The following is a 24,432-nucleotide window of genomic DNA, read 5'->3' on the forward strand; positions in this document are numbered from 1 at the left end:
AGCCTCACAGGGCCCTGAGCCGTCCGGTCCCTACGGATCTCGAAGTCCATTGCATCCCCTGAACTGGGGTGTTGCAACGACCACTAGAACCCAAGCAACAGGGGCGGCCCTTTGCGCTGCCCACCGCCGTTGTAAGATCACGCCCTTCGGTCAAATTTTCGACCAAGAACTTCTTATCCCGAGGGGGGACTTGCGTGGGTACACCCATGTCAGGAGGCAGCGTCGGCCGACACAGACGCCGGATACGGATCGCCCTGCCCATCGGCGCCGTCGGCCTGGCCGCCGCGCTCGCCGCGGCACTGCTGACGACATCCGCGGGCGCCGCCACCACCGCCGCACCGAAGCCGCCCGCCAAGGCCACCGCCATCAGCACGCCCTCGCTCGCCGAGCTGGAACGGCGGATCGCCGGCGCCATGGCCGGTGACGACACCCCGGGCGCCACGACGGCCAAGTCGTCCCTGAGCGCGAGCACCGGCACCGGCACCGTCGACCCGATGATCATCGGCGGTACGACGACCACCATCACGACGGCCCCGTGGATGGCCCAGCTCTGGTACACCGACGACCAGGGCACCGCCGACGAGAGCGACGACACCGGCTTCTTCTGCGGCGGCGCCGTCATCGCGCCGACGAAGATCCTCACCGCCGCGCACTGCGTCAAGGGCTACGACTGGCATGCGAACGGCGCGATCGTCACCGGGACCTCGCAGCTGCCCTCGGCGGACGACCTGCACGGCGGCACCGTCAGCGGGGTCTGGCGGCAGTGGTACCACCCGTCGTACAGCTCGGCGGCCCTCGACAACGACCTCGCGGTGCTCACCCTGCCGAACCCCGTCAAGGCCACGCCGATCCGGATGACGACGTCCGGCGACACCGCCTCGTACGCCGCCGGCACCAGCGCGAAGGTCTACGGCTGGGGCCGTACCAGTTCCACCAGCCAGGACATCTCCGAGACGCTGAAGACGGCCACGCTGCCCGTCCAGTCCGACGCCACCTGCGCCCGCTACTACGGCGCCGACTTCGTCAAGGGCCACATGGTCTGCGCGGGCAAGCCCGCCACCGGCAGCGACACCGGCACCACCTCCGCCTGCAACGGCGACTCCGGCGGCCCGCTGATCGTGAACAACCGGATCGTCGGCGTCGTCTCCTGGGGCGTGGCGAACTGCGTCGCGAGCGGCGCGTACAGCGTCTTCACCAAGGTCAGCACGTACGTCGGCGCCGCCTATCCGCGCGTCGACGACACCAACCTCAGCGGTGACCACCGGGCCGACCTGTGGGTGCGCAACGCCTCCACCAAGACCGGCTACGAGAAGGACTCCAAGGGCACCTCCTTCGGCGCCCGCCAGTCCTGGGGCAACTGGACCGGCATCAACGTCGTCCTCCAGACCGACCTCAACCGGGACGGCTACCAGGACTACGTGTACCGCGAGAGCGCGACCGGCGACGTCTACTGGTGGCGCTTCGTCCCGGCCACCGGGAGCTGGGCCGACCCCAAGCAGATCGCCGACAACTGGAAGACCCGCACCCGGATCCTCACCCCCGGTGACGTCACCGGCGACTACCGGCCCGACCTGCTCTCGGTCGACTCGGCCGGCGTCCTGTGGATCTACCCGGGCCAGGGCAACGGCACCTTCGCGGCCCGGGTCAAGGTCGGCTCCGGCTGGAACCAGTACAACTCCCTGCGCGGCCACGGCGACTTCACCGGCGACGGCAAGACCGACCTGATCGCCCGCGGCGCGAGCAACGGCTACGTGTACCTGTACAAGGGCACCGGCAAGGCCGGCACGGGCGCCTTCTCCAGCCGCATCAAGGTACGCACCTGGAGCGGCACGACGTACAACGCCTTCGACGCGGTGGGTGACGTCACCGGCGACGGCAAGGCCGACTTCCTGGCCCGCACCCCCGGCGGCACGCTCTACCTCTACAAGGGCACCGGCAAGGCCACCAGCGAGATCTTCGCCACAAGGATCTCCGTCGGCACCGATTTCAAGCAGTACGACATCTTCGGCTGAACCCGCAGGTGAGCGGGGTCCGCCCCGATCGGACTGTCACGCACTGTGACCACCTTGTGCCCGTTGTGCACAGGGTGGTCACAGTGCGTTGTGCAACCCTTTGCCGAGTTTCGCCGTCTGACCAGGCGGAGTGACGATGGTGGATACGTGTCGTATCCACCACGCCTGACCCTGAAAGCAGGGGGTAACCGACCGGGACGAGATTCGAGGAGCGCATGTCCGCCGAGAGCACGCCGGAGTCCGGCATACCGGGGGAGTCCGGCACCGCCGGCCCGCGCCACCGCGCCAAGGGCCGCCGCCGCAAACCCCGCGGCAGGCGCAAGGGCCTGCTGATCATGGCCTGGACCGCCGCGGGCATCGTCGTGCTGGGCGGTACCGGAGCCGGTTACGTGTACTTCAAGCTCAACGGCAACATCAAGAGCGTCGACATCGACTCGGCCCTCGGCACCGACCGGCCGACCAAGGTCGACAACGGCTCCGAGAACATCCTCGTCCTCGGCTCGGACACCCGCTCCGGCGGCAGCAACGAGAAGCTCGGCGGCGGCATCGACGACGGCAGCGCCCGCTCCGACACCGCGATGGTCGTGCATGTCTACGAGGGTCACAAGAAGGCCAGCGTGGTCTCCATCCCGCGCGACACCATCGTCGACCGCCCCGAGTGCACCGACACCAAGGGCGACACGCACGACGCCGCGGACGGCGTGATGTTCAACTCCGCGTACTCCACCGGCGGCGCCGCCTGCGCGGTGAAGACCGTCGAGTCCCTCAGCGGTATCCGCATGGACCACTACCTCGAGGTCGACTTCAGCGGCTTCCAGAAGCTCATCGACGAACTCGGCGGCGTGACGGTCACCACCACCAAGGACATCGACGACCCCGACAGCCACCTCGACCTGAAGGCCGGCACCCACGACCTCGACGGCGAGCAGGCCCTCGGCCTGGTCCGTACCCGCCACGGCGTCGGCGACGGCTCCGACCTCGGCCGCATCCAGCTCCAGCAGGCCTTCATCAAGGCGCTGATCAACCAGGTCAAGCACGTCGACCTGTTCGGCAACCCCACGAAGCTGTACGACCTCGCCAACACCGCCACCAAGGCCGTGACGACCGACTCCGACCTGGGCTCGGTGAACAAGCTCATGGCCTTCGCGAACGGCCTCAAGGGCATCAGCTCCTCGCGCATGCACATGGTCACGATGCCGGTCGAGTACGACCCGGCCGACGCGAACCGCGTCATCGTCGAGGAAGCGAAGGCCAAGCAGGTGTGGACCGCGCTGAAGAACGACAAGGCGATCCCGAAGTCGGCCACGAAGGGCACGGCCACCGGCGAGGCCGGCGGCGTCGTGAGCGACTCCTAGACGGCCCGCAGGAATAGACGACCCAGGCCCTCGGTTTGGGTGGATGACCCCAGTCCTGGCAGACTGGTACGTCGGCTCCGGTTCACGCTCCCGCATCCCGCGGCTGCGACCCGGCGCCCTCCCGAAATCTAGGAGACACCTTGAAGCGCGACATCCACCCCGAGTACGTCGAGACGCAGGTCAGCTGCACCTGCGGCGCGTCGTTCACCACCCGCAGCACGATCGAGGGCGGCGCCATTCGTGCCGACGTGTGCTCCGAGTGCCACCCGTTCTACACGGGCAAGCAGAAGATCCTCGACACCGGTGGCCGTGTGGCCCGCTTCGAGGCCCGCTTCGGCAAGGCTTCTGCCGGCTCCAAGAAGTAGCGAGCTCCTTTTCGCCGGTCCACGGTCGTGCCCCCGCCCAGGGGCGCACCGGGACCGGCGTTTTTGGTCGCCCGCCTTCCCCTTACCGCAGTATCAGGAGCCCAAGATGTTCGAGGCCGTCGAGGAACTCGTCGCCGAGCACGCCGATCTGGAGACGAAGCTCGCCGATCCGTCGGTCCACGCCGACCAGGCCAACGCGCGCAAGCTGAACAAGCGTTACGCCGAGCTCACCCCGATCGTCGCCACGTACCGCTCCTGGAAGCAGACCGGCGACGACATCGAGACCGGACGCGAGTACGCCGCCGTCGACCCCGACTTCGCCGCCGAGGTCAAGGAGCTGGAGAAGCAGCGCGAGGACCTGACGGAGCAGCTGCGCCTGCTGCTCGTCCCGCGCGACCCCAACGACGACAAGGACGTCATCCTGGAGGTCAAGGCGGGCGCGGGCGGCGACGAGTCCGCCCTGTTCGCCGGCGACCTGCTGCGGATGTACCTGCGCTACGCCGAGCGCGTCGGCTGGAAGACCGAGATCATCGACGCCACCGAGTCCGAGCTGGGCGGCTACAAGGACGTCCAGGTCGCCGTGAAGACCAAGGGCGGCCAGGGCGCCACCGAGCCCGGCCAGGGCGTGTGGGCCCGCCTCAAGTACGAGGGCGGCGTGCACCGCGTGCAGCGGGTTCCGGCGACCGAGTCCCAGGGCCGTATCCACACCTCCGCGGCCGGCGTGCTCGTCACCCCCGAGGCGGAGGAGGTCGACGTCGAGATCAACGCGAACGACCTCCGCATCGACGTGTACCGCTCCTCCGGCCCGGGCGGCCAGTCCGTCAACACCACCGACTCCGCGGTGCGCATCACGCACATTCCCACCGGAGTCGTCGCCTCCTGCCAGAACGAGAAGAGCCAGCTGCAGAACAAGGAGCAGGCGATGCGTATCCTGCGCTCCAGGCTGCTCGCGGCGGCGCAGGAGGAGGCGGAGAGGGAGGCCGCCGACGCCCGCCGCAGCCAGGTCCGCACCGTCGACCGCTCCGAGAAGATCCGCACCTACAACTTCCCGGAGAACCGCATCTCGGACCACCGAGTCGGCTTCAAGGCCTACAACCTGGACCAGGTCCTGGACGGCGAACTCGACGCGGTGATCCAGGCCTGCGTCGACGCGGACTCAGCGGCGAAGCTGGCAGCCGCGTAAGGCACGTACCCACGGACGAGTAAGACACGGAGGACTTGCGTGCAGCAATCATTTGGGGGGCGACCCCCAAACCCCCGAGGCGTGCTGCTCGCAGAGGTGGCCCAGGCCACCCAGCGGCTGGCCGACGCCGGCGTGCCCTCGCCGCGCAACGACGCGGAGGAGCTCGCCGCGTTCGTGCACGGCGTGAAGCGGGGCGAGCTGCACTCCGTGAAGGACTCCGACTTCGACGCCCGCTACTGGGAGGTCATCGCGCGCCGTGAGCAGCGCGAGCCGCTCCAGCACATCACCGGGCGGGCGTTCTTCCGGTACCTGGAACTCCAGGTGGGGCCAGGGGTGTTCGTGCCGCGTCCGGAGACCGAATCGGTCGTCGGGTGGGCCATAGACGCCGTCCGCGCGATGGACGTCGTAGAGCCGCTGATCGTCGACCTGTGCACCGGGTCCGGTGCCATCGCGCTCGCCCTCGCCCAGGAAGTCCCGCGCTCGCGTGTGCACGCCGTGGAGCTGTCCGAGGACGCCCTGAGGTGGACCCGGAAGAACATGGAGGGGTCCAGGGTCGACCTGCGTCAGGGCAACGCCCTGGACGCCTTCCGCGACCTCGACGGCCATGTCGACCTGGTCATCTCCAATCCGCCGTACATCCCGCTGACCGAATGGGAGTACGTCGCTCCCGAAGCCCGCGACTACGACCCCGAACTCGCCCTGTTCTCGGGCGAGGACGGCCTCGAACTGATCCGCGGACTGGAACGCACCGCACACCGGCTCCTGCGCCCCGGCGGTGTCGTCGTCATCGAGCACGCCGACACCCAGGGCGGCCAGGTGCCGTGGATCTTCACCGAGGAGCGGGGCTGGGCCGACGCGGCCGACCATCCCGACCTCAACAACCGCCCGCGTTTCGCCACGGCCCGCAGGGCGATGCCGTGAGCGCGCCGCAGAGTCTTTCCCAGAAGCACGTGTACGAGGAGGCCCGCTAGATATGGCACGGCGATACGACACCAACGACGCGACCGACCGCACGACCGGTCTGCGCGAAGCCGCGTCCGCCGTCCGCCGTGGCGAGCTCGTGGTGCTGCCGACGGACACGGTGTACGGCATCGGCGCCGACGCGTTCACCTCGGAAGCGGTGTCCGATCTGCTGGAGGCCAAGGGCCGGGGCCGCAATATGCCCACGCCCGTGCTCATCGGCTCCCCGAACACGCTGCACGGCCTCGTCACGGACTTCTCCGAGCTGGCCTGGGAACTGGTCGACGCGTTCTGGCCGGGTGCCCTGACCCTCGTCGCCAAGCACCAGCCGTCGTTGCAGTGGGACCTGGGGGACACCCGGGGCACGGTCGCCATCCGTATGCCGCTGCACCCGGTGGCCATCGAGCTGCTGACCGAGGTCGGCCCCATGGCGGTCTCCTCCGCCAACCTGACGGGCCACCCGGCGCCGGAGGACTGTGACGCGGCGCAGGAGATGCTCGGCGACTCGGTGTCGGTCTACCTGGACGGCGGTCCGACCCCCGGCAACGTCCCGTCCTCGATCGTCGACGTCACCCGCGAGGTGCCCCTCCTGCTGCGCGAGGGCGCCATCTCCGCGGACGAGCTCAGGAAGGTCGTACCCGACCTCGAGGTGGCGAATTGACGGCCCCTGACGCGGGGCGTGGCATATGGAACGGGGAAGACACGGGGACCTTCGGCCTCCCTCTCGACAGCTTCCGCATCCTCCACGTCAGCACCGGCAACGTGTGCCGCTCGCCGATCACCGAGCGGCTGACCCGGCATGCCCTGGCGGACCGGCTCGGCGACCCGCTGTGGGGCGGGCTGATCGTGGAGAGCGCGGGCACCTGGGGCCATGAGGGCGCGCCCATGGAGGCCAACGCGGAGACCGTGCTGGCCGACTTCGGCGCGGACGCCTCCGGCTTCACCGGCCGCGAACTGCTCGACGAGCACGTCATCATGGCGGACCTGGTCCTGACCGCGACCCGCGACCACCGCGCCCAGGTCATCTCCATGGGCCACTCGGCGGGCCTGCGCACCTTCACCCTCAAGGAGTTCACCCGCCTGGTGAAGGCGATAGACCCCGCGACCCTGCCGCCCCTGGAGGACGGCATGGTGGCCCGCGCCCGCGCCCTGGTCCGCGCGGCCGCGGCGCTGCGCGGATGGCTGCTGGCGCCGACGGCGGAGGCGGACGAGGTGTACGACCCCTACGGGGCGCCGCTGACGTTCTTCCGGTCGATCGGGGACGAGATAAACCAGGCGCTGGATCCCGTCGTCACCGCTCTCACGGGTGTACCTGCACGGGCGTAACCACCGAGCACCCCGTCCGTCCCGGGCCTACATTGGACGTACGTCACCGTCGACGCCCGGAGTTCGCCATGTCGCTCACCCATGCCCCCGAGAGCGCCGATGTCCTGCGGCGGCAGGATCCCGAGCTGGCCGAGATCCTGCTCGCGGAAGCGGACCGGCAGTCGACCACGCTTCAGCTGATCGCCGCCGAGAACTTCACCTCGCCGGCCGTCCTTGCCGCCCTCGGCTCCCGGCTCGCCAACAAGTACGCGGAGGGGTACCCGGGTTCCCGGTACCACGGCGGCTGCGAACTCGTCGACGTCGCCGAGCGCATCGCCGTAGAGCGGGCCAAGGCGCTGTTCGGGGCCGAACACGCCAATGTGCAGGCGCATTCGGGATCGTCGGCCGTGCTGGCCGCGTACGCCGCGCTGCTGCGGCCCGGCGACACCGTCCTCGCCCTCGGCCTGCCCTACGGCGGTCACCTCACGCACGGCTCGCCCGCCAACTTCTCCGGCCGCTGGTTCGACTTCGTCGGGTACGGGGTGGACGCGGAGACCGGGCTCATCGATCACGAGCAGGTGCGGACTCTCGCCCAGACGCACCGGCCCAAGGCCATCGTGTGCGGGTCCATCGCCTACCCCCGGCACATCGACTACGCCTTCTTCCGGGACGTCGCCGACGAGGTGGGCGCCTATCTCATCGCCGACGCCGCCCATCCCATCGGGCTCGTCGCCGGGGGAGCGGCCCCGAACCCGGTGCCGTACGCCGATGTCGTCTGCGCCACCACCCACAAGGTGCTGCGCGGCCCGCGCGGCGGAATGATCCTGTGCGGCTCGGACTTGGCGGAGCGTGTGGACCGAGCCGTCTTCCCGTTCACTCAAGGAGGAGCTCAGATGCACACCATTGCCGCCAAGGCCGTCGCGTTCGGCGAGGCGGCGACCCCGGCCTTCAGCGCGTACGCCCATCAGGTGGTCGCCAACGCGCGGGTGCTGGCGGCGGGGCTGGCCGCCGAGGGGCTCGTCATCACCACCGGCGGCACCGACACCCATCTGGTGACGGCCGACCCGGCGCCCCTCGGCGTCGACGGGCGCACCGCCCGCGGCCGGCTCGCCGCCGCCGGGATGGTGCTCGACTGCTGTGCGCTGCCGCACGCCGATGCCCGTGGCCTGCGCTTCGGCACGGCGGCCGTCACCACGCAGGGCATGGCGGAGGCGGAGATGGCACGGATCGCCCTGCTGTTCGCGCAGGTGCTCAGGAACGAGGTCGAGAGCCAGACAGCACGTGAAGAAGTGCGGGAGCTGGCCGGGGGATTTCCGCCGTATCCGGGCTGAACGGGGGTAGGCGGAGCTCGGTACACAGCCACCCGTGCAACCATCGTCGCTACCCGGAAGTCCCCAACCGTATGCGTCCATCGCTAGTGTGTGGGACTGAGATGGCCAGCGAGACCCGTGGGGAAGCCTGTGCGTGAATACCTGCTGACGCTCTGCATCACGGCCGCCGTGACGTACCTGCTGACCGGGCCGGTACGGAAGTTCGCGATCGTGGCCGGAGCGATGCCGGAGATCCGGGCCCGTGACGTGCACCGGGAACCCACTCCGCGGCTCGGCGGGATCGCCATGTTCTTCGGCCTGTGCGCGGGCCTGCTGGTCGCGGACCACCTCGCCAACCTCAACGAGGTGTTCGCGAAGTCCAACGAACCGCGGGCCCTCCTCTCCGGAGCGGCCCTGATCTGGCTGATCGGCGTCCTGGACGACAAGTTCGAGATCGACGCCCTGATCAAGCTGGGCGGGCAGATGATCGCCGCCGGCGTGATGGTCATGCAGGGTCTCACCATCCTGTGGCTGCCCATCCCCGGCGTCGGCTCGGTCGCGCTCACCCAGTGGCAGGGCACCCTGCTGACGGTCGCGCTCGTCGTCATCACCATCAACGCGGTCAACTTCGTCGACGGCCTCGACGGCCTCGCGGCCGGCATGGTGTGCATCGCCTCGGCGGCGTTCTTCCTGTACGCCTACCGCGTCTGGGTCTCGTACGGCATCGAGGCAGCCGCCCCGGCCACGCTGTTCTCGGCGATCCTGATGGGCATGTGCCTCGGCTTCATGCCGCACAACATGCACCCGGCGCGCATCTTCATGGGCGACTCCGGCTCGATGCTGATCGGCCTGGTGCTGGCCGCCGGCGCCATCTCCATCACCGGGCAGGTCGACCCGGACGCGCTCAAGCTGTTCGCCGGGTCCGAGAAGGCGGCCGTGCACCAGACGGTGCCCGTCTACATCCCGCTGCTGCTCCCGCTGACGATCATCGCGATCCCGGCCGCCGACCTGGTGCTGGCCATCGTGCGCCGCACCTGGCGCGGCCAGTCGCCGTTCGCCGCCGACCGCGGGCATCTGCACCACCGGCTGCTGGAGATCGGCCACTCGCACAGCCGCGCGGTGCTGATCATGTACTTCTGGTCGGCGCTGATCGCCTTCGGCGCGCTCGCCTACTCGGTGAACTCGGCGTCCATGTGGATCGTGCTCAGCGTCGTGTTCCTCAGCGCGATCGGGCTTCTGCTGCTCCTGCTGCCCCGCTTCGCCCCGCGCGCCCCGCGATGGGCCGAGAACGTCGTGCCGCCGCGCTACCGCCGCCGCCGGGTGACCGTCGAGGAGCCCGTGCCGGCGGCCGTGGTGGAGGAGGAGCGCCGCACTCCGGTGGCCGCCGCAGTGGCTGGTGTCAACGGTGCGACCGCCCTCGGCGCCCGTTCGCGTCCCCTGGACCGGCGCAAGGCCGGGACCTCGCGCTGACGCGACAAGGTAAGAATCTGACTAGAGCATTGCCAAGTCGTGGGGAAGCGAAGCATCCCAATACCAGACAAGCCACCCGTGTTCCTGCACAGACGCGCACTGTCACTCTCATGTGTGACACCGAGCACACCACTTGGTAAAGACCGCATCAAATAGTTTGTGATACGGTTCACGAGAACCCGGGCCAGAGCCGAAGGACCGCAGTGCGACGGTCCATTGGCGTGAGGTTCCCACTCAACCCGGGACTACGCTCGTCCATGACGACACCCTGCCCCCCTGCGAAAGCGGAGTTGCCGCCATGCCGTCCAACGACGTCCGGATCCTGCTCCAGGCCGCTGTGCCCACAGCTGCCGTAGGCGCCATTGCCGCCCTGGTGAGCGGTGTGGTCGTCGGTGGCGACGGGGCTGTCGGGGCAGCTGTCGCGACGGTGCTCACGATTCTTTTCATGGGCATCGGGCTCTACATTCTTCAGCGCACCGCGAAATCGCTTCCGCACCTCTTCCAGGCCATGGGTCTGATGCTCTACACGACGCAGATCCTCCTGCTGTTCGTCTTCCTGGCCACGTTCAAGAACACGACGCTGTTTCACCCCAGGGCCTTCGCCTTCACGCTGGTCGCCACCACCCTTGCCTGGATCGGTGCGCAGACCCGTGCCCACATGAAGGCCAAGATCCTCTATGTCGAACCCGACTCCCAGAAGGGCGAGAAGCCCGCGAAGACGGGCCACTCGTCGTGAGAGGTAGGGCCGGGATAAGCGCGCCTAAGAGATCCTGCTATCGTCCGGTGCCAACTGCGGCATCGCGGGCGCGGGCATCTGAGCTGACGCCTGCTCAATCGCGAGGCGAGATGCCCAAGAGCCGCCCCTACATCCGAAACACCAGTCCCGTGCCGAACTGCGGCCAAGTGCCGCGCCGACACAACGAGGTTGCCGTACCTATGCGTCACGCTGAAGGAGCCCGCGGTGAGTGCTGACCCGACGCAGGTGCTCGCCTTCGAGACCGACTGCCACATCTTCGACGGCTGTGGCTTCCCGGCTCCCGGCCTGCACTCGTTCCTGTTCGAGCCCCTCGTGGGTGACGCGGACAGCAACGTCTACTTCAACAAGACGATGTTGCTGGCCCTGCTCGGCTCGGTCATCATCATCGGCTTCTTCTGGGCGGCGTTCCGCAAGCCGAAGGTCGTCCCGGGCAAGCTCCAGATGGTCGCCGAGACGGGATACGACTTCATCCGGCGCGGTGTCGTCTACGAGACGATCGGCAAGAAGGAAGGCGAGAAGTACGTCCCGCTCGTCGTCTCGCTGTTCTTCTTCATCTGGATGATGAACCTCTGGTCGATCGTCCCGGTCGCCCAGTTCCCGGTGACGTCGATCATCTCGTACCCCGCGGTCCTCGCGATCATCGTCTACATCCTGTGGGTCTCGCTGACCTTCAAGAGGCACGGATTCGTCGGCGCCTTCAAGAACTTCACGGGCTACGACAAGTCGCTCGGCGCGGTGCTGCCGCTGTCCATGACGATCGAGTTCTTCTCGAACCTGCTGGTCCGGCCGTTCACGCACGCGGTGCGACTCTTCGCGAACATGTTCGCGGGCCACACCCTGCTGCTGCTCTTCACGATCGCCAGCTGGTACCTGCTGAACGGCATCGGCATCGCCTACGCCGGCGTCTCGTTCATCATGGTCATCGTCATGACGGCCTTCGAGCTGTTCATCCAGGCCCTTCAGGCGTACGTCTTCGTGCTTCTGACCTGCACCTTCATTCAGGGCGCGCTCGCCGAGCACCACTGAGCGCCCGCCCCCACCAACCCCGCAGACGTCCGGTGGCCAACCCCCACCGGTCCGTAAAGAAAAGGAAGAACTGGCATGTCCCAGACTCTTGCTGCTGTCGAAGGCTCCATCGGCTCCGTCGGTTACGGCCTCGCTGCCATTGGCCCCGGCGTCGGCGTCGGCATCATTTTCGGTAACGGCACCCAGGCCCTGGCCCGTCAGCCCGAGGCCGCCGGCCTGATCCGCGCCAACCAGATCCTGGGCTTCGCGTTCTGTGAGGCGCTCGCCCTGATCGGTCTGGTCATGCCGTTCGTCTACGGCGTCTGACGGATCCACGACCAGCCGACTAGACGAAAGGCAACGACATGAGCCAGCTGCTCATCGTGGCGTCTGAGGAGATGGAAAATCCCCTCATCCCGCCGATCCCCGAGCTCGTCATCGGCCTCATCGCCTTCGTCATCGTCTTCGGCTTCCTCGCCAAGAAGCTCCTCCCGAACATCAACAAGGTTCTGGAAGAGCGCCGCGAGGCCATCGAGGGCGGTATCGAGAAGGCCGAGGCCGCGCAGACCGAGGCCCAGAGCGTCCTCGAGCAGTACAAGGCCCAGCTCGCCGAGGCCCGTCACGAGGCCGCGCGGCTGCGCCAGGAGGCGCAGGAGCAGGGCGCCACGCTCATCGCCGAGATGCGCGCGGAAGGCCAGCGGCAGCGCGAGGAGATCGTCGCCGCCGGGCACACGCAGATCGAGGCCGACCGCAAGGCCGCCTCGTCCGCGCTGCGCCAGGACGTCGGCAAGCTCGCCACCGAACTGGCCGGCAAGCTCGTCGGCGAGTCCCTCGAGGACCACGCCCGGCAGAGCCGTGTCATCGACCGCTTCCTCGACGAGCTCGAGGAGAAGGCCGAGGCCAGCCGATGAACGGAGCGAGCCGCGAGGCCCTGGCAGCCGCACGTGAGCGTCTCGACGCGCTGACGGACTCCACGTCCGTGGACGCGGGCTCGCTCGCCGACGAGCTGGCCGCCGTCACCGCGCTGCTCGACCGCGAGGCGTCGCTGCGCCGGGTCCTGACCGACCCGGCGAAGGCCTCAGAAGCCAAGGCCGAGCTGGCCCAGAGCCTGCTCGGCTCGCAGGTCGGCGGCCCGGCCGTCGACCTGGTGTCCGGCCTGGTGCGCTCCCGCTGGTCGCAGTCGCGCGACCTGGCGGACTCACTGGAGGAGCTGGCGAACCTCGCCGACCTCACCGCCGCCCAGCGGGCGGGCAAGCTCGACAACGTCGAGGACGAACTGTTCCGGTTCGGCCGGATCGTCTCTTCGAGCACCGAGCTGCGCGCCGCGCTGACCGACCGCAAGGCCACGACCTCGGCCAAGGGCGAACTGCTCGGCAGTCTGCTCGGCGGCCGGGCCGACCGGACCACCGTGCGTCTGGTCACGCGCCTTGTTACCGCGCCGCGGGGACGTAGCCTGGAGGCGGGACTGGAGTCCCTGTCCAAGCTCGCCGCCGAGCGCAGGGACCGCATGGTGGCCGTCGTGACCTCGGCGGTACCGCTCAGCGACCCGCAGAAGCAGCGCCTGGGCGCCGCCCTCGCGCAGCTCTACGGCCGCACGATGCACCTGAACCTCGACGTGGACCCCGAGGTCATCGGAGGGATCCGGGTGCAGGTCGGCGACGAGGTCATCAACGGCTCCCTCGCGGACCGTATCGAGGACGCCGGCCGCCGACTGGCGAGCTAGCGGCAACTTAATAGCAGCCTTAAGAGCAGTACGTACTTATTACGGCCCGTGTTGGGCCGTGCAGAAGAATCCTGGGGGTCGCCCCCAGACCCCAAAGTGAAACTTCGGGCCCAACAAGGAGAGCAGGGAACCCAGATGGCGGAGCTCACGATCCGGCCGGAGGAGATCCGGGACGCGCTGGAGAACTTTGTCCAGTCGTACAAGCCGGACGCGGCCTCGCGCGAGGAGGTCGGTACGGTCACCCTTGCCGGCGACGGCATCGCGAAGGTCGAGGGCCTGCCCTCGGCCATGGCCAACGAACTGCTGAAGTTCGAGGACGGCACCCTCGGTCTCGCCCTCAACCTCGAGGAGCGCGAGATCGGCTGCGTCGTCCTCGGTGAGTTCAGCGGTATCGAGGAGGGTCAGCCGGTCTCCCGTACCGGCGAGGTCCTGTCCGTGGCCGTCGGCGAGGGCTACCTCGGCCGCGTCGTCGACCCGCTCGGCACCCCGATCGACGGCCTCGGCGAGATCGAGACCAGCACCCGGCGCGCCCTGGAGCTTCAGGCCCCGGGCGTCATGGCCCGTAAGTCGGTGCACGAGCCGATGGAGACCGGCTACAAGGCCGTCGACACGATGACCCCGATCGGCCGTGGCCAGCGTCAGCTGATCATCGGTGACCGCCAGACCGGCAAGACCGCCCTGGCCGTCGACACGATCATCAACCAGCGCGACAACTGGCGTACCGGCGACCCGAACAAGCAGGTCCGCTGCATCTACGTCGCCATCGGTCAGAAGGGTTCGACCATCGCCTCCGTGCGTGGCGCCCTCGAAGAGGCCGGCGCGCTGGAGTACACGACCATCGTCGCCGCCCCGGCGTCCGACCCGGCCGGCTTCAAGTACCTGGCGCCGTACACCGGTTCGGCCATCGGCCAGCAGTGGATGTACGAGGGCAAGCACGTCCTGATCATCTTCGACGACCTCTCCAAGCAGGCCGACGCCTACCGCGCCGTGTCCCTGCTGCTGCGCCGCCCGCCGGGCCGTGAGGCCTACCCGGGTGACGTCTTCTACCTGCACTCCCGCCTCCTGGAGCGCTGCGCGAAGCTCTCCGACGAGATGGGTGCCGGCTCGATGACCGGTCTGCCGATCGTCGAGACCAAGGCCAACGACGTCTCGGCGTTCATCCCGACCAACGTCATCTCCATCACCGACGGCCAGTGCTTCCTGGAGTCCGACCTGTTCAACGCCGGCCAGCGTCCGGCCCTGAACGTCGGTATCTCGGTCTCCCGAGTCGGCGGCAGCGCCCAGCACCGGGCGATCCGCCAGGTGTCCGGCCGGCTCCGCGTGGACCTCGCCCAGTTCCGTGAGCTGGAGGCCTTCGCCGCCTTCGGTTCCGACCTGGACGCCGCGTCGAAGTCGCAGCTGGAGCGCGGTCAGCGGATGGTCGAGCTGCTGAAGCAGCCGCAGTACCAGCCGATGGCCACCGAGGACCAGGTCATCTCCATCTGGGCCGGCACCACCGGCCGGATGGACGAGGTGCCGGTCAACGACATCCGCCGCTTCGAGAAGGAGCTGCTGGAGTACCTGCACCGCAAGGAGCAGGGCCTCATGACCTCCATCAAGGAGGGCGGCAAGATGTCGGACGACACGATCACGGCCATCAGCGACGCCGTCGCGGAGTTCAAGAAGCAGTTCGAGACCTCGGACGGGAAGCTTCTCGGCGAGGAAGCTCCGGCCGCCGCCGGTAAGTGACGACGGAAGGGACCTGACTCATGGGAGCCCAGCTCCGGGTCTACAAGCGTCGCATCAAATCCGTCACCGCGACCAAGAAGATCACCAAGGCGATGGAGATGATCGCTGCCTCGCGCGTCGTCAAGGCGCAGCGCAAGGTGACGGCCTCCACGCCGTACGCGCGGGAACTGACCCGCGCGGTCACGGCGGTCGGCACCGGATCGAACACCAAGCATCCGCTGACCACGGAGGCGGAGACGGCGACCCGTTCCGCGGTGCTGCTCCTGACGAGCGACCGCGGGCTGGCCGGCGCCTTCAACTCCAACGCCATCAAGGCGGCGGAGCAGCTGACCGCGCGCCTGGAGTCCGAGGGCAAGGAGGTCGACGTCTACATCGTCGGCCGCCGTGGAGTCGCCCACTACAACTTCCGTGAGCGCAAGATCACGGAGTCATGGTCGGGCTTCACCGACGAGCCCTCGTACGCGGACGCGAAGAAGGTCGCGGCCCCGCTGATCGAGGCCATCGAGACGGAGACGGCGGACGGCGGCGTGGACGAACTCCACATCGTCTTCACCGAGTTCGTCTCGATGATGACGCAGACGGCGGTCGACGACCGCCTGCTGCCCCTCAGCCTCGACGAGGTAGCGGAGGAGTCGCACACCAAGGGCGAGATCCTTCCGCTGTACGACTTCGAGCCGTCGGCGGAGGACGTCCTCGACGCCCTTCTGCCGCGCTACGTCGAGAGCCGGATCTACAACGCGCTGCTCCAGTCGGCTGCCTCCAAGCACGCCGCCACCCGCCGCGCGATGAAGTCGGCGACCGACAACGCGGGCGAGCTGATCGACACGCTCGCCCGTCTTGCCAACGCGGCCCGCCAGGCCGAAATCACCCAGGAAATCAGCGAGATCGTCGGTGGCTCCAGCGCCTTGGCCGACGCGACCGCGGGGAGTGACAGGTAATGACGACGACAGTTGAGACGGCCGTTGCCACGGGCCGCGTCGCCCGGGTCATCGGCCCGGTCGTCGACGTGGAATTCCCCGTCGACGCGATGCCCGAGATCTACAACGCCCTGCACGTCGAGGTCGCCGACCCGGCGAACGCGGACGAGAAGAAGCTGCTGACCCTGGAGGTCGCCCAGCACCTGGGTGACGGCCTGGTCCGCACCATCTCGATGCAGCCCACCGACGGCCTGGTCCGCCAGGCCGCGGTGACCGACACGGGCAAGGGCATCAGCGTCCCGGTCGGCGACTTCACCAAGGGCAAGGTGTTCAACACCCTCGGTGAGGTGCTGAACGTCGACGAGCAGTACGAGGGCGAGCGCTGGACCATCCACCGCAAGGCCCCGGCCTTCGACCAGCTCGAGTCCAAGACCGAGATGTTCGAGACCGGCCTGAAGGTCGTCGACCTGCTCACCCCGTACGTCAAGGGCGGCAAGATCGGTCTGTTCGGTGGTGCCGGTGTCGGCAAGACCGTGCTGATCCAGGAAATGATCATGCGCGTCGCCAAGCTCCACGAGGGCGTCTCCGTCTTCGCGGGCGTCGGTGAGCGCACCCGTGAGGGCAACGACCTCATCGCGGAGATGGAAGAGTCCGGCGTTCTGGACAAGACCGCCCTGGTCTTCGGTCAGATGGACGAGCCCCCGGGCACCCGTCTGCGGGTGGCCCTGGCCGGTCTGACCATGGCGGAGTACTTCCGCGATGTGCAGAAGCAGGACGTGCTGTTCTTCATCGACAACATCTTCCGCTTCACCCAGGCCGGCTCCGAGGTCTCCACGCTGCTCGGCCGTATGCCCTCCGCGGTGGGTTACCAGCCGAACCTGGCCGACGAGATGGGCCTCCTCCAGGAGCGCATCACCTCCACCCGCGGTCACTCGATCACCTCGATGCAGGCGATCTACGTCCCCGCGGACGACCTGACCGACCCGGCCCCGGCCACCACCTTCGCCCACCTCGACGCGACGACGGTGCTTTCCCGTCCGATCTCCGAGAAGGGCATCTACCCGGCCGTGGACCCGCTCGACTCCACGTCCCGGATCCTGGACCCGCGCTACATCTCGCAGGACCACTACGACTGCGCGATGCGCGTCAAGACGATCCTTCAGAAGAACAAGGATCTCCAGGACATCATCGCGATCCTCGGTATCGACGAGCTCGGCGAGGAGGACAAGCTCGTCGTCCACCGTGCCCGTCGCGTGGAGCGCTTCCTGTCCCAGAACACCCACGCCGCCAAGCAGTTCACCGGCGTGGACGGTTCGGACGTACCGCTGGACGAGTCGGTGACCGCGTTCAACGCGATCTGCGACGGCGACTACGACCACTTCCCGGAGCAGGCGTTCTTCATGTGCGGCGGTCTTGAGGACCTCAAGGCCAAGGCCAAGGAGCTGGGCGTCTCCTGAGCCTCGTGCTCGAAGTGAGCCCCGTGCTCACGTGTGAGGGGGCGGGCGCGTCCCGCCCCCTCAGTCACGCCCACTAGACTTGTAACCAACACCCGGCGAAACAGCCGGGTGGTGACCCGAGGAGCCACCTTGGCTGCTGAGCTGCACGTTGCGCTGGTCGCGGCCGACCGAGAGGTCTGGTCCGGCCAGGCCACCCTGGTCGTCGCGCGCACCACGTCCGGCGACATCGGCGTCATGCCCGGTCACCAGCCGCTGCTCGGTGTGCTGGAGTCGGGCCCGGTGACCATCCGTACGAGTGATGGCGGGACGGTCATCGCCGCGGTGCACGGCGGATTCATCTCGTTCGCGGACGACAAGCTGTCGCTGCTGGCCGAGATCGCCGAGCTCTCCGACGAGATCGATGTCCAGCGCGCGGAGCGAGAGCTCGAGCGCGCGAAGGCGGAGGGCGACGCCCACGCCGAGCGTCGCGCGGACGTACGACTGCGTGCGGCGACGGCGCGCTGACCCCAGCGCCCGCGTCACGCGATGACGTCACTCAGCCGCGGCTGGAACCGGAGCGATCCGGTACCAGTCGCGGCTGAGGCAAATGTGGGTGTTTTTTCCATTCCGTTACCGAGAAAGTTACGGGGAAATCCGTAACCGAGGAGACGAGGAGGTCGGTGTCGATGGTCCTCGCCCTGACTGTGTGCGGATTGGTCGTGGCCCTGGTAGTGCTGGGACTGTTCGTCTTCGGCCTGCGCCGCAGACTCATCCAGCGCTCCGGCGGCACCTTCGACTGCAGTCTGCGCTGGGACGTGCCGGAGAAACCCGACACCAGCGGCAAGGGCTGGTCCTACGGCGTCGCCCGCTACAACGGCGACCGGGTCGAGTGGTACCGCGTCTTCTCCTACGCCCCCCGCCCGCGCCGCGTCCTGGAGCGCTCGGCGATCGAGGTGGCCGGCCGCCGCGTCCCCGAGGGCGAGGAGGAGCTGGCGCTGCTCTCCGACGCCGTCATCCTCGTCTGTCTGCACCGGGGCACGCGTCTCGAACTCGCGATGAGCGAAGACGCGCTGACCGGTTTCCTCGCGTGGCTGGAAGCGGCCCCGCCCGGACAGCGAGTAAATGTGGCCTGAAAGGTCACATTTACTCGCTGGGTGGGGGTCCCCCCGGACGAAGTCTGGGGGAGCGTCAATGTGGCCTAGCGAACTTCTTTACGAGAGACCGCGGTTGATGGCGTTCACCAGCTCGCCGTCCGTGGTGTCCCCGCTGAACTCCCAGAAGAACGCGCCGCCCAGGCCCTGGTTCTTGGCCCAGGTCATCTTCCCGACGATCGTCGAAGGCGTGTCGTACGACCACCAGTCGGTGCCGCAGTACGCGTACGCCGTGCCGGCGACGGTCCCGGTGGCCGGACAGGACGTCTTGAGCACCTTGTAGTCCTCGATGCCCGCCTCATAGGTGCCAGGAGCCGCGCCGGTCGCCGTGCCGCCGGGGGCGGACTGGGTGACGCCACTCCAGCCGCGGCCGTAGAAGCCGATGCCGAGCAGGAGTTTGGCGGACGGGACGCCCTTCGACTTCAGCTTGGCGATGGCGTCGGCGGAGGTGAAGCCGGCGGTCGGGATGCCGGCGTACGAGGTGAGCGGCGAGTGCGGGGCGGTCGGGCCGGTGTTCGCCCAGGCGCCGAAGAAGTCGTACGTCATCACGTTGTACCAGTCGGCGTACTGCGCGGCGCCGCCGTAGTCGGCCGCGTCGATCTTGCCGCCGGAGGTGCCGTCGGCGGTGATCGCGGCGGTGACCAGGTAGTTCGGGCCGAATTCCGAGCGCAGGCCCTGCATCAGGTTCTTGAAGGCCGCGGGGCCCGAGGTGTCGCAGGTCAGGCCGCAGGCGTTGGGGTACTCCCAGTCGATGTCGATGCCGTCGAAGACGTCGGCCCAGCGCGGGTCCTCGACAACGGCCTTGCAGGAGGCGGCGAAGGCGGCGGGGTTGGCCGCGGCCTGCGCGAACCCGCCGGAGTAGGTCCAGCCGCCGAAGGAGTACAGCACCTTGATGTTCGGGTACTTGGCCTTGAGCTGGCGCAACTGGTTGAAGTTGCCGCGCAGCGGCTGGTCCCAGGTGTCGGCGGTGCCGTTGACGGACTGGTCGGCGGTGTACGCCTTGTCGTAGGCGGCGTAGGTGTCGTCGACGACGCACTTGCCGTCCTTGACGTTGCCGAACGCGTAGTTGATGTGCGTGATCTTCTTCGCGGAGCCGGAGGTCACCAGGTTCTTTACGTGGTAGTCGCGGCCGTAGACACCCCACTCGGTGAAGTAGCCGAGCTTGACCTTGGAGCCGGTGGGCGGGGGCTCCGTGGTGCCGCCGGTGGTGCGCACGGCGACCGCGGCGCTGACCGGGCCGGTCTGATCGGCGGTGTCCCGGGCCTGGACGGAGTACGAGTAGTCGGTGCCGGCGGTCAGGCCGGTGTCGGTGTACGAGGTCGTCGTCACGGTGGCGATCTTCGCACCGTCGCGCAGGACCTCGTAGTTCTTGATGCCCTTGTCGTCGGTGGCCGCGCTCCAGGCCAGCTTCACCGAGGTGTTGGTGATGGCGGAGGCGGTGGGCTTGCCGGGGGCGGAGGGAGCCGCGTCACCGGGGACGCTGGTTCCGTCGCAACTGCCGCCGTTGAGCTTGCAGTTGGACGGCGAACCGGTGCCAGTGCCGTTGAAGCCGAAGGAGAGGGAGGCGCCGGGGGCGAGAGTGCCGTTGTAGGACTTGTTCCTGGCGGTCCAGTGGGTGCCGGAGGAGGTGACGTCGGCGTCCCAGGCGGAGGTGACGGACGTACCGGAGGGGAAGTCCCAGGCGACGGTCCAGGAGCTGATGGCCGTGGTGCCGGTGTTCTTCACCGTCCACTTGCCCTCGAAACCGGAGCCCCAGTCCTGGGTCTTGGCGTAGGTGGCCGTCGCGCTGGTCGCGGCCTGGGCGGGGCTCGCGAGGCCGACGAGACCGGCAAAGGGGAGCAGCAGGGTCGCGAACCCTGCCGCGGCTCTGTGTCTGAAGCGCATGCAGCGCCTCCTTTATTGGGGGTGTCGGGGCATGACCTGAGCCATCAGGCCCGCAGTGTCGCGAGAATAGAAAGGTCTGGACCAGAGGTCAATAGGTCTGGACCATTTCGGGACGCCGTTGGCGCCGGTCGGTCAGATCCCCAACTCCTGCGCGAGCACCGCCGCCTGCACCCGGCTGCGCAGCTCCAGCTTCCCCAGCAGCCTGCTGACGTGCGTCTTCACGGTGGCCTCGGCCATGTCGAGGCGGGTCGCGATGTCGGCGTTGGACAGCCCCTTGCCGAGGCAGGACAGTACTTCGCGTTCACGGCGGGTGAGGCTGTCCAGGACCGCGGGATCGGCGGTCGGCTCGCGTACCGGCCGGGCCGCGAACTCGGCGATCAGGCGCCGGGTGACGGCCGGGGCGATCAGGCCCTCGCCGGCCGCGACCGTCCGTACGGCCGCGATGAGGTCCTTCGCCTCCGTGTTCTTCAGCAGGAATCCGGACGCTCCGGCCCGCAGCGCCCCGAAGACGTACTCGTCGAGGTCGAAGGTGGTCAGCACGAGCACGTCGGCGAGGCCCTCGGCGACGACCTGCCGGGTCGCCGACACCCCGTCCAGCCGTGGCATCTGAATGTCCATCAGGACCAGATCGGGGCGCAGTTCACGCGCCAGCGCCACCGCCCGCTCGCCGTCCGCCGCCTCGCCGACCACCTCGAGGTCGGGGGCGCTGCGCAGGATGAGGACCAGTCCGGCGCGGACGGCGGACTGGTCCTCGGCGACCAGGACGCGGATCATGCGGGGTCTCCTTCGGTGACGGGAAGTGTCGCCCGTACGGCCCAGATCTTGCCGTCGGCCGAGCCCGGGTCTTCGAGGGGGCCGGCCTCGAAGCTGCCGCCCAGCAGCGCGGCCCGTTCGCGCATTCCCACCAGTCCGGCACCCGAGCCGGGGGCGCTCGGCCCCTCCCGGTCGCCGTACGGGCTGGTCACGGCAACGGTGAGGGAGCTGTCCTGCTGGGCGAGCTTGACGGTGACGCGGCCGGGACCGGCGTGCTTGAGGGCGTTGGTGAGGGACTCCTGCACGATGCGGTACGCGGCGAGTTCGACCGGCGCGGGGACCTGGCCGTGTGCGGCGTCGAGGCTGACGTCCAGGCCGTTGGCGCGGGCGCCCTCGACGAGGGCGGGGAGCCCTTCGAGGGTCGGTGTCGCGGCCGGCTCGTTGTCGCCCTCGCGCAGGATCCCGATCAGCCGCCGCATCTCGGCGAGGCCCTTCACGCTGTTCTCGCGGATGACGGCGAGCGCGTCCCGGGAGGTCGTCGGGTCGTCCAGGGAGAGTGCGGCGGTGGAGTGGATGGCGATGGCGGACAGGTGGTTGGCGACCATGTCGTGCAATTCCCGTGCCATCCGCGCGCGTTCGGCGGTGACCGCCTGGGCGCGGTCCATCTCGGCGAGCAGCGTGGTCTGCTCGGCGCGCAGCCGGGCGGCCTCGGCGGCGTCGCGGTGGTTGCGGACGATCCAGCCGGTCGCCGCCGGCATCAGCGCGACCAGGCCGATGACCACGCCGATCAGCAGCATCTCCGGCACCTGCCAGATCGCGAGGGGCACCACCGTGCCGGCCACGGTGAGCAGTCCGGTGATCCAGGGGACGCGGCGGGCGGTGGCGGGCGGCCCGTACACCACGGCCGCGTACACCAGGTCGCTGAACATCACGACCGTGACCAGGCTGCCCTGGGTGACCGAGTCCAGCGTCAGCGCCGCCACGCCGATCAGCAGGGCGGTGCGCGGGAGGGTGCGGCGCAGCGCCTCGCAGCCCGCCATCACGGCGAGCGGCAGCAGGACCGGCCAGCGGCCGTCCAACAGTACGTAGGGCTCGTCGGCCGGGCGGGTGGGCAGGCCGACGCCCCACAGCAGCAGTCCGCCGAGCAGTCCGGCGAGCGCGGCGCACAGGTCGAAGCGGTGCGGGCGGGGCGGTCGCGGGGCCATGACTCCATCCCAACACGGCCCACGTGCCGGACACCTGATTCCCACGAAGGGTCCGGGACTGCATCTTTCGATGTACCGCGAGTTCGTCACCGCCGACGACGATCCGGATCGCGCGGCCCGCGAGCCTGGAAGGGTGACCGAAGGGAGCGAGTCGTGATCGTCGCGTTGATCATCGCCTGCGAGGTCGGCTTCTGGGTGCTGCTGGCACTGGGCCTGGCCGTCCGCTATCTGCTGAAGCGGCGCCGCACGAGCGTGGTGCTGCTGCTGTGCGAGCCCGTGCTGGAGCTGGTCCTGTTCGTCGTGACGGCGATCGACCTGAAGAACGGCGCCGAACCGAGCTGGGAACACGGCCTGGCGGCGCTGTACATCGGCTTCACGGTCGGCTACGGCCACTACACGATCCGCTGGCTCGACGGCCACGCGGCCCACCGGCTGGCCGGGGCCCCGAAGCCTGCGAAGCCCCCGCGCTACGGCATGGCGCGGTCCCGCCACGAGGGCGGCCTGTGGCTCCGTACGCTCCTGGCGGCGGCCGTCGCGTGCGCGCTGCTCCAGGCGGCGGTCTGGTACGTCGGCGGCGACGGCGACACCTCGTCGCTGCGGTCCTTCCAGTGGGCGGCGCTCAGGGCCGCGGGGATCCACGGCCTGATCGCGCTTACGTATCTGATCTGGCCGAAGAGGGGGCCGGGCGTCCCCGAGGCGGACCACCGGGTGACGTCCACGAAGGAGAGTGCCCGTCGATGAGTCGGGCGTCGGCGTGCCGTGTACACGAAAGCGAGTACACTCGCTGTATGGACGACTCGGTATCCGTGCGCGAAGCCCGAGCCAACCTCACACGGCTCCTTGATCATGCGGAGGAAGGGGAGCCCACCGTCATCACCCGCGATGGCACCCCGGTCGCCGCAATCGTGCCCATAGAGGAGTACGAGGCGCTCGAGGAGGCCGCCGACGAACTGCTCGCGCGCAAGGCCGTGCAGACCCTCGCGGAGGAGGGCGACGGGCCGCGCGCCACTCTGGCGGACGTGCTCGCTGACATCTTCGGCACGTCCGCGCCGGGCGTCGCGTGAAGTACGCCTTCGAATTCACTGCCACCGCACGCCGTCAGCTCAAGGTGATCGACCAGACCACAGCGCTGCGAATCCTGCACGCGCTCAGCCGCCTCGGCGACGATCCTTACCGTGATGACGCGGACGTGAAGAAGCTGTCGGGGCGCGACGAGCTGTACCGCCTGCGTGTTGGCGCGTACCGGATCGCCTACATGATCGACGACGGCAAGCTCGTCATCCTGGTCGTCGAGGTGGGGCACCGTCGGGACATCTACCGGCGCCTGTGACTCTCCGCCTCAGCGTTCCCCACCCGGCACCCACAACACGTCCCCCACCTCCTTGTTAGCCGCCCGCGCCAAGATGAACAGCAGGTCGGAAAGGCGGTTGAGGTAGGTCGCCGTCAGCGGGTTCATCACCTCGCCGTGCACCTCCAGTGCGGCCCAGGTGGAGCGCTCGGCACGCCTTACGACCGTGCATGCCTGGTGGAGCAGGGCCGCGCCCGGCGTCCCGCCGGGCAGGATGAAGGACCGCAGCTTCTCCAACTGCTCCAGGAAGCGGTCGCAGTCCGCCTCCAGCTTGTCGATGTAGTACTGCTCGACCCGCAGGGGCGGAAACTCCGGCTTCTCCACCACCGGCGTCGACAGGTCCGCACCCACGTCGAACAGGTCGTTCTGGACGCGGGTGAGGACCTTGACGATCTCCTCGTCCAGGTTGCCCAGCGCGACCGCCGTGCCGATCACCGCGTTCGCCTCGTTGGCGTCCGCGTACGCGGAGATCCTGAGGTCGGTCTTGGCGACCCGGCTCATGTCGCCGAGGGCGGTGGTGCCCTGGTCGCCGGTTCTGGTGTAGATGCGCGTCAGATTGACCATA

At 68.7% G+C, this 24,432-nt stretch carries 26 protein-coding genes; 22 read left to right on the forward strand and 4 right to left on the reverse strand.

All coding sequences use genetic code 11. The features are described 5' to 3' along the window. Nucleotides 1-206 precede the first annotated feature (206 nt). The 19 genes from AB0I77_RS44610 (at nt 207) to AB0I77_RS44700 (ending at nt 18,659) form a co-directional block, all read left to right on the forward strand. Nucleotides 207-2,012 (forward strand): trypsin-like serine protease, encoded by a 1,806-nt coding sequence (locus AB0I77_RS44610; protein ID WP_363288624.1) that lies wholly within the window; start codon nt 207-209, stop codon nt 2,010-2,012. Nucleotides 2,013-2,227: 215 nt separating this feature from the next. Next, nucleotides 2,228-3,367 carry an LCP family protein gene (locus tag AB0I77_RS44615; RefSeq protein WP_363288625.1) on the forward strand — a complete coding sequence of 380 codons (1,140 nt, stop codon included), beginning with the start codon at nt 2,228-2,230 and terminating at the stop codon, nt 3,365-3,367. A 140-nt stretch (nt 3,368-3,507) separates the two neighbouring features. Continuing rightward, nucleotides 3,508-3,732, forward strand: coding sequence for a 50S ribosomal protein L31 (rpmE, locus tag AB0I77_RS44620; RefSeq protein WP_363288626.1), 225 nt, complete (start codon nt 3,508-3,510; stop codon nt 3,730-3,732). 106 nt (nt 3,733-3,838) lie between these two features. Next, nucleotides 3,839-4,915: a peptide chain release factor 1 gene (gene prfA, locus AB0I77_RS44625; protein ID WP_363288627.1), complete on the forward strand. Its 1,077-nt coding sequence runs from the start codon at nt 3,839-3,841 to the stop codon at nt 4,913-4,915. Nucleotides 4,916-4,996: 81 nt separating this feature from the next. Next, a complete protein-coding gene (prmC, locus tag AB0I77_RS44630; protein ID WP_363288628.1) occupies nt 4,997-5,836 on the forward strand; it encodes a peptide chain release factor N(5)-glutamine methyltransferase in 840 nt (279 codons plus the stop codon). A 52-nt stretch (nt 5,837-5,888) separates the two neighbouring features. After that, entirely contained in the window at nt 5,889-6,536 is a 648-nt protein-coding gene (locus tag AB0I77_RS44635; RefSeq protein WP_363288629.1) for an L-threonylcarbamoyladenylate synthase, read from the forward strand. Continuing rightward, entirely contained in the window at nt 6,533-7,201 is a 669-nt protein-coding gene (locus tag AB0I77_RS44640) for a protein-tyrosine-phosphatase (RefSeq protein WP_363288630.1), read from the forward strand. Before AB0I77_RS44635 ends, AB0I77_RS44640 begins: the two co-directional genes overlap by 4 nt. Nucleotides 7,202-7,269: 68 nt before the next feature. Further along, entirely contained in the window at nt 7,270-8,511 is a 1,242-nt protein-coding gene (gene glyA, locus AB0I77_RS44645) for a serine hydroxymethyltransferase (RefSeq protein WP_363288631.1), read from the forward strand. 129 nt (nt 8,512-8,640) lie between these two features. Continuing rightward, nucleotides 8,641-9,960, forward strand: a complete 1,320-nt coding sequence (locus AB0I77_RS44650) for an MraY family glycosyltransferase (RefSeq protein WP_363288633.1) — start codon at nt 8,641-8,643, stop codon at nt 9,958-9,960. Nucleotides 9,961-10,258: 298 nt separating this feature from the next. Beyond that, complete coding sequence (locus AB0I77_RS44655) at nt 10,259-10,696, forward strand: hypothetical protein (protein WP_363288634.1); 438 nt, start codon at nt 10,259-10,261, stop codon at nt 10,694-10,696. A 210-nt stretch (nt 10,697-10,906) separates the two neighbouring features. Further along, nucleotides 10,907-11,743 carry a F0F1 ATP synthase subunit A gene (atpB, locus tag AB0I77_RS44660; RefSeq protein ID WP_363288708.1) on the forward strand — a complete coding sequence of 279 codons (837 nt, stop codon included), beginning with the start codon at nt 10,907-10,909 and terminating at the stop codon, nt 11,741-11,743. A 75-nt stretch (nt 11,744-11,818) separates the two neighbouring features. Next, on the forward strand, nt 11,819-12,049 hold the full coding sequence (gene atpE, locus AB0I77_RS44665) for an ATP synthase F0 subunit C (protein WP_363288635.1): 231 nt from the start codon (nt 11,819-11,821) through the stop codon (nt 12,047-12,049). A gap of 38 nt (nt 12,050-12,087) precedes the next feature. Next, on the forward strand, nt 12,088-12,633 hold the full coding sequence (locus AB0I77_RS44670) for a F0F1 ATP synthase subunit B (protein ID WP_363288636.1): 546 nt from the start codon (nt 12,088-12,090) through the stop codon (nt 12,631-12,633). Further along, nucleotides 12,630-13,445 (forward strand): F0F1 ATP synthase subunit delta, encoded by an 816-nt coding sequence (locus tag AB0I77_RS44675; RefSeq protein ID WP_363288637.1) that lies wholly within the window; start codon nt 12,630-12,632, stop codon nt 13,443-13,445. Before AB0I77_RS44670 ends, AB0I77_RS44675 begins: the two co-directional genes overlap by 4 nt. A 135-nt stretch (nt 13,446-13,580) precedes the next feature. Continuing rightward, the gene (gene atpA / locus AB0I77_RS44680) at nt 13,581-15,173 is read left to right on the forward strand and encodes a F0F1 ATP synthase subunit alpha (protein ID WP_363288638.1); all 1,593 of its coding nucleotides are present in this window, start codon (nt 13,581-13,583) and stop codon (nt 15,171-15,173) included. Nucleotides 15,174-15,193: 20 nt separating this feature from the next. Then, the gene (locus AB0I77_RS44685; protein WP_363288639.1) at nt 15,194-16,111 is read left to right on the forward strand and encodes a F0F1 ATP synthase subunit gamma; all 918 of its coding nucleotides are present in this window, start codon (nt 15,194-15,196) and stop codon (nt 16,109-16,111) included. After that, nucleotides 16,111-17,547, forward strand: coding sequence for a F0F1 ATP synthase subunit beta (atpD, locus tag AB0I77_RS44690; RefSeq protein WP_363288640.1), 1,437 nt, complete (start codon nt 16,111-16,113; stop codon nt 17,545-17,547). The genes AB0I77_RS44685 and atpD overlap by 1 nt, the downstream gene beginning before the upstream one ends. A 129-nt stretch (nt 17,548-17,676) precedes the next feature. Beyond that, on the forward strand, nt 17,677-18,051 hold the full coding sequence (locus AB0I77_RS44695; RefSeq protein WP_363288641.1) for a F0F1 ATP synthase subunit epsilon: 375 nt from the start codon (nt 17,677-17,679) through the stop codon (nt 18,049-18,051). 161 nt (nt 18,052-18,212) lie between these two features. Then, a complete protein-coding gene (locus AB0I77_RS44700) occupies nt 18,213-18,659 on the forward strand; it encodes a DUF2550 domain-containing protein (protein WP_363288642.1) in 447 nt (148 codons plus the stop codon). Between the two features lie 78 nt (nt 18,660-18,737). Here the strand turns inward: AB0I77_RS44700 and AB0I77_RS44705 are convergent, their stop codons facing one another. The 3 genes from AB0I77_RS44705 to AB0I77_RS44715 all read right to left on the reverse strand — a co-directional run bounded on the left by AB0I77_RS44705 (nt 18,738) and on the right by AB0I77_RS44715 (nt 22,519). Beyond that, nucleotides 18,738-20,561, reverse strand: a complete 1,824-nt coding sequence (locus tag AB0I77_RS44705; RefSeq protein WP_363288643.1) for a glycoside hydrolase family 18 chitinase — start codon at nt 20,559-20,561, stop codon at nt 18,738-18,740. 132 nt (nt 20,562-20,693) lie between these two features. Beyond that, nucleotides 20,694-21,335 carry a response regulator transcription factor gene (locus AB0I77_RS44710; RefSeq protein ID WP_363288644.1) on the reverse strand — a complete coding sequence of 214 codons (642 nt, stop codon included), beginning with the start codon at nt 21,333-21,335 and terminating at the stop codon, nt 20,694-20,696. Beyond that, nucleotides 21,332-22,519: a histidine kinase gene (locus tag AB0I77_RS44715; RefSeq protein WP_363288645.1), complete on the reverse strand. Its 1,188-nt coding sequence runs from the start codon at nt 22,517-22,519 to the stop codon at nt 21,332-21,334. Before AB0I77_RS44715 ends, AB0I77_RS44710 begins: the two co-directional genes overlap by 4 nt. A 153-nt stretch (nt 22,520-22,672) precedes the next feature. On the opposite strand from AB0I77_RS44715, the gene AB0I77_RS44720 reads away from it, so the two are divergent. The 3 genes from AB0I77_RS44720 to AB0I77_RS44730 are packed head-to-tail and all read left to right on the forward strand — an operon-like array spanning nt 22,673 to nt 23,849. Further along, on the forward strand, nt 22,673-23,260 hold the full coding sequence (locus tag AB0I77_RS44720) for a hypothetical protein (RefSeq protein WP_363288646.1): 588 nt from the start codon (nt 22,673-22,675) through the stop codon (nt 23,258-23,260). A 47-nt stretch (nt 23,261-23,307) separates the two neighbouring features. After that, nucleotides 23,308-23,583, forward strand: coding sequence for a type II toxin-antitoxin system Phd/YefM family antitoxin (locus tag AB0I77_RS44725; RefSeq protein WP_363288647.1), 276 nt, complete (start codon nt 23,308-23,310; stop codon nt 23,581-23,583). Then, nucleotides 23,580-23,849 (forward strand): type II toxin-antitoxin system RelE/ParE family toxin, encoded by a 270-nt coding sequence (locus tag AB0I77_RS44730; protein ID WP_363288648.1) that lies wholly within the window; start codon nt 23,580-23,582, stop codon nt 23,847-23,849. The genes AB0I77_RS44725 and AB0I77_RS44730 overlap by 4 nt, the downstream gene beginning before the upstream one ends. Nucleotides 23,850-23,858: 9 nt before the next feature. Here the strand turns inward: AB0I77_RS44730 and AB0I77_RS44735 are convergent, their stop codons facing one another. Beyond that, entirely contained in the window at nt 23,859-24,431 is a 573-nt protein-coding gene (locus AB0I77_RS44735) for a cob(I)yrinic acid a,c-diamide adenosyltransferase (RefSeq protein ID WP_363288649.1), read from the reverse strand. Nucleotide 24,432 lies beyond the last annotated feature (1 nt).

Origin of the sequence: Streptomyces sp. NPDC050619 (genome assembly GCF_040654815.1) — a bacterium.
GTDB lineage: Bacteria > Actinomycetota > Actinomycetes > Streptomycetales > Streptomycetaceae > Streptomyces.

Bases quoted from the DNA above. Each gene is read 5' to 3' on its own strand.
- AB0I77_RS44705 (WP_363288643.1), bottom strand. From the start codon at position 20,561: ATGCGCTTCAGACACAGAGCCGCGGCAGGGTTCGCGACCCTGCTGCTC.
- AB0I77_RS44700 (WP_363288642.1), top strand. From the start codon at position 18,213: ATGGTCCTCGCCCTGACTGTGTGCGGATTGGTCGTGGCCCTGGTAGTG.
- glyA (WP_363288631.1), top strand. From the start codon at position 7,270: ATGTCGCTCACCCATGCCCCCGAGAGCGCCGATGTCCTGCGGCGGCAG.
- AB0I77_RS44675 (WP_363288637.1), top strand. From the start codon at position 12,630: ATGAACGGAGCGAGCCGCGAGGCCCTGGCAGCCGCACGTGAGCGTCTC.
- AB0I77_RS44715 (WP_363288645.1), bottom strand. From the start codon at position 22,519: ATGGCCCCGCGACCGCCCCGCCCGCACCGCTTCGACCTGTGCGCCGCG.
- AB0I77_RS44725 (WP_363288647.1), top strand. From the start codon at position 23,308: ATGGACGACTCGGTATCCGTGCGCGAAGCCCGAGCCAACCTCACACGG.
- AB0I77_RS44655 (WP_363288634.1), top strand. From the start codon at position 10,259: ATGCCGTCCAACGACGTCCGGATCCTGCTCCAGGCCGCTGTGCCCACA.
- prfA (WP_363288627.1), top strand. From the start codon at position 3,839: ATGTTCGAGGCCGTCGAGGAACTCGTCGCCGAGCACGCCGATCTGGAG.
- AB0I77_RS44685 (WP_363288639.1), top strand. From the start codon at position 15,194: ATGGGAGCCCAGCTCCGGGTCTACAAGCGTCGCATCAAATCCGTCACC.
- atpD (WP_363288640.1), top strand. From the start codon at position 16,111: ATGACGACGACAGTTGAGACGGCCGTTGCCACGGGCCGCGTCGCCCGG.
- atpE (WP_363288635.1), top strand. From the start codon at position 11,819: ATGTCCCAGACTCTTGCTGCTGTCGAAGGCTCCATCGGCTCCGTCGGT.
- AB0I77_RS44615 (WP_363288625.1), top strand. From the start codon at position 2,228: ATGTCCGCCGAGAGCACGCCGGAGTCCGGCATACCGGGGGAGTCCGGC.
- AB0I77_RS44610 (WP_363288624.1), top strand. From the start codon at position 207: ATGTCAGGAGGCAGCGTCGGCCGACACAGACGCCGGATACGGATCGCC.
- atpA (WP_363288638.1), top strand. From the start codon at position 13,581: ATGGCGGAGCTCACGATCCGGCCGGAGGAGATCCGGGACGCGCTGGAG.
- AB0I77_RS44635 (WP_363288629.1), top strand. From the start codon at position 5,889: ATGGCACGGCGATACGACACCAACGACGCGACCGACCGCACGACCGGT.
- AB0I77_RS44670 (WP_363288636.1), top strand. From the start codon at position 12,088: ATGAGCCAGCTGCTCATCGTGGCGTCTGAGGAGATGGAAAATCCCCTC.
- AB0I77_RS44735 (WP_363288649.1), bottom strand. From the start codon at position 24,431: ATGGTCAATCTGACGCGCATCTACACCAGAACCGGCGACCAGGGCACC.
- AB0I77_RS44710 (WP_363288644.1), bottom strand. From the start codon at position 21,335: ATGATCCGCGTCCTGGTCGCCGAGGACCAGTCCGCCGTCCGCGCCGGA.